1 protein-coding gene is annotated in these 2,941 nt (G+C 38.6%); it reads right to left on the reverse strand.

From position 1 onward, the window contains the following. On the reverse strand, positions 1–2,711 hold a 2,711-nt coding region (locus HWX04_RS07965), incomplete at its 3' end, for a restriction endonuclease (protein ID WP_175869591.1). Between the last annotated feature and the right edge of the window lie 230 nt (positions 2,712–2,941).

Genomic DNA, 2,941 nt, shown 5'->3' on the forward strand with positions numbered 1-2,941 from the left:
ACATCATCAACAGAGTGAATGATAAAATCAACAACCTCAACGGGGGTGTAAACAATCCCAAGCCTATCCGTGGTTTTCTTAAATGCCTTGGCAAAAAAACTTTCGTAAAGCTTGATAATAAGGTTCTGCTTTGCTTGGGGTTCAGTAATTCCTGCTGTACAGAACGTGATACTTTTGTAGAATTTATCAAGATCTTTTGCTTCTTCTTCAATATTTGTTTTATCAAGTTTTGCTAAAATCTTTTCCATGGCTTGAGAAATGGCATTGTTCTGGACAAACTTATTGCCATTAAACAAAGCTTCAAACACGGGGCGCGTTACAAGATGTTGGGCTAACATCTCAACGGCTTCCTCTTGTTTGATTTCACTGTTTACGTTGTTTTGTAATTCCTTATGAAAGATATCAAAGGCGTGATAAGTTTCACTCTTTTCGTCCACAAGCATATCTTTAAGACGGGTAATATGGTTTTGCGCAATTTCAGCAACATTTCCAGCCCAATCTTCCCAATAATCCGTGATTTTAAAACTATCCAGAAAAATTGTCTTGATAAAATCAACAAACTCAGAAGGGAGAGGTAATTCGGTTTGCTCTCCATATGGTGATTTAGCTTTGCTTGCTGCTGTTCCAATAACATGTCCAGAGCTTTCTGCTTTTGATGGTATCGTGACCTCATCAACTGTTGTGGTGAGTTCTTTTAATTCATCGGCACGCTTAACCTCTATAATCTCAATCGTATGGCTGCTATCTTGTCCTAGCGACATTTGATTAATCGTCCGAGCAAGCCTTTCATCATGGGAATGTAAAGCATTCAAAACTTGCCAAACAACATGGTACTTCTTATTATTCCGTAAAGCTTTTTTGGCTTCTAGGTGTGAAGGAATGATAACGGGTAAAATGATATAACCTGTCTTTTTTCCTTTAGCACGGCGCATCACACGCCCCACCGCCTGTATCACATCTACTTGGCTATTGCGCGGGTGTAAAAACATGATTGCATCAAGAGCTGGAACATCAATTCCTTCTGAAAGACACCGAACATTGCTTAAGATCCGACAAACATCGTGACCCGCATCTTGTCTTAGCCAATCTAGTTCTTCATTGCGTTTTTTGACACTTTGCTTTCCGTCAATGTGTCTTACTTCACAATTCAGAAAGGGCACGTCTTTAAGAAAATCATTGATATGAGATTCGATAATTTGATTGAAGAGCTTTGTAACATATTGAGAGGTATTGATATCTTTGCAAAAAGCTAAAGCACTATGCATGGGCTCTGTATCATTATCATCAACAGCTGCTTTTCTATCTATTTTAGTCAGTGCTCTATAACAGCCAATAATTTTTGCCGCATCATCTAAATCAATTTCACGGTCTTCATTGGCAATAATCTTCTGTATGGCTGGTGTGATATAGGTTTCATCAATCCCCAAAACAACAATCTTGTAAGGGGTTAAAAGTTCATTATCGACAGCTTCAGCGAAGCTATAATGATGAAGTTGTTTTCCAAAAAGCGCTTCATCATCCATGGACGCCAGAACGGCATTAATCTCATCAGCCCGTCTTTTAGCAGTCTCACTAAAGATACGAGGTGTTGCTGTCATATACAGACGTTTTTTACCTCGAATAATGCTGTTATCATGAACTTTGACAAACTCAGATTCATTGTCATCAGATCCTAATGAAGCGCCAGTTGTACGGTGTGCTTCATCACAAATGATCAGATCAAATTCGGGTAAATCATATTCCTTTTGTGCATCGGAAATCACTTGAATGGAATGATAGGTCGAAAAAATGACCGTCATTGCCTCTGTGAAGTGTTCACAAGCTTCTTTGGCAAGGGCTTTTGCATCTGTTGTAGCAGGCAGCACAAGATCTGATGTTTCCATGCCAACAATATCATCTTGGTTTTTACGACGCTTGCCTACTTTTGTATCCGAACAAACCGCAAAAGAACGCAAGGGAATTTGTGTATCCAGTGTCCATTCACGGATTGTTTGCGAGACTAAAGCAAGAGAAGGTACCAAAAACAACACACGCTTGCCTTTTCCGGCGAGAGTTTCTGCTATCTTAAGGCTGGTGAAAGTCTTGCCTGTACCACATGCCATAATCAGCTTGCCACGGTCTGCTTCTTTTAAACCTTCACAGACAGCTCTGATGGCTTCTTCTTGATGGGGACGAGGGTCTTTTGTTGATTTAAGAACAACTTCTTGTTTTGTTGCAAATATTTTCCAGTCTATACGACTGTTTTCCATATGACGAAGGTCAATACGATAAACGGGTATCGCTTGTCCTTTAATCATGGCATTTACATTGTCACTTAATTCAGTTTCAGTGCTATCAACGAGAAGACGATATTTAAAGATATCTTTTCCAGAGGCTGCGATAAAGCTATCAATATCCTTTTTACTGATCTGATGGTCTGCTTTATAAAATTTACATTGAATAGCCACATAGCCTTCTTGATTGCGAAGCTTTGCAACCAAATCAATGCCGATATCATTTTTATTCCAATCGTCACGCTTTTTAGCCCATTCAAAATAGCTTTCAACCTTTTCATAGCGTCCATAATGAAGAGGGTCATGTATAAGATATTTGCTAACAAAATCTTCGAAGATTTTTCCCTTTTGAGCATTTGAAGTTGCTTGTTTGCGATAATATTCCAACAGAGAGCGTATCGTGACGTGTTCATGATCAGACTTAACAGATTGCAGCATATTACAACAGAGCTCCATTTTGGTATGAGAGGGTTAATTCTTATCAAAAGAATCAAAATGAAGCTTATTAAATCCATTTTGGACGAATTGAGAAAGAAATGCAGAAAAATGCGAAAAAACGGATAAATTTTTTCAAAAGGGGTTTTAAGAGGCACTTTATCCACAGCCTATGAAGAGAGATCAGATCAGCACAGTAGTGAAATTTACTGGTTATTTCATATGTTAATCAA

This window comes from Bartonella gabonensis, assembly GCF_903679515.1.
Taxonomy (GTDB): Bacteria; Pseudomonadota; Alphaproteobacteria; order Rhizobiales; family Rhizobiaceae; genus Bartonella; species Bartonella gabonensis.